General features: G+C 65.7%; 1 protein-coding gene. It reads right to left on the bottom strand.

Annotated features, from left to right (window positions below):
- Positions 1–1,161: IS256 family transposase (locus Q3Y53_RS13000; protein WP_303536794.1), on the bottom strand; the 1,161-nt coding region annotated here is incomplete at its 3' end.
- Positions 1,162–1,181: the final 20 nt, after the last annotated feature.

Here is a 1,181-nt window from a genome sequence, read left to right on the forward strand (position 1 = left end):
GGCGCCCTTCAGGCGCCGCCATGTCTTTGCGGCGGCCTGAACGAGCTTGAAGACCATGAGCTTCGCCGTTTTCTGCGACAGCGCGCCCTTGGTTCGCACGGTCCGGTGCCGAACGGTGGCGAAGACGCTTTCGATGGGGTTGCCCGTGCGCAGGTGGTCCCAATGGTCACCCGGAAAGTCGTAGAAGGTGAGCAACGCCTCCCTGTCCTTCGTCAGACAGCTGACCGCTTTTTCGTATTTCGCCCCGTATTTCTCGGAGAAGGTTTCCATGGCGATTTCCGCCGCAGCGCAGGTGTCGGCCTGCCAGATCTCGCGCAGATCGGCCTTTACCGTCGGCTGCATGGACTTCGGGAACTTGTTCAGGACATTGGCGATCTTGTGAACCCAGCACCTCTGATGGCGGGTGCCCGGGAAGACCTCGTCGAGCGCCTTCCAGAACCCCATCGCCCCGTCCCCGACGGCGATCTCCGGCGGAACCGCGAGGCCGCGGGCCTTGATGTCGATGAGCAGCTCGCGCCAGCTCTGCGCGCTCTCACGCACACCTACCTGGAAGCCGACGACCTCCTTCTTTCCTTCAGGCGTGGCCCCGAGAATGACCAAGATACACTCGGCCTGCGGCTCCATCCGGGCCTGGAGGTAGACGCCGTCCGCCCAGATGTAGACGTAGCGCCGCGCCGACAGATCACGGCGCTGCCAACGGTTATATTCCTGCTGCCATTCCCCGGTCAGGCGCGAGATCACGCCCGGCGACAGGTTCGGCGCATCCTGCCCCAGGATCGCGGCCAGCGCCTCCTGAAAGTCCCCCGACGAGATGCCGCGCAGGTAGAGCACCGGTAGAAGCGCATCGAGGCTGCGCGAGCGCCGCGCCCATTTCGGCAGGATCGCAGAGGTGAAGCGGATCTTCTGTTCCGCCGGCACATCGGTGGCGCGGTCGCGCACCTTCGGACGTTGGACGTCGAGCGCCCCGATCCCGGTCTGGATGGACCGCTCTGGCCCGTGCCCATGCCGCACAACGCGTTGCCGCCCATCCGGCAGGGTCTCCTCGGCATGCTGCGCCACGAAGGCGTCAGCCTCTGCCCGAAGTGCAGCGGCCAGCATCCGGCGGGCCCCGTCCCGGGCGATCTCGGTCAGTGGGTCGTTGTGACCGCGCAGAAGTCTCAATGGGGGTGCTCACGTTCATC

It is taken from the genome of Synechococcus sp. YX-04-1 (genome assembly GCF_030546365.1).
Lineage (GTDB): Bacteria > Cyanobacteriota > Cyanobacteriia > PCC-6307 > Cyanobiaceae > Parasynechococcus.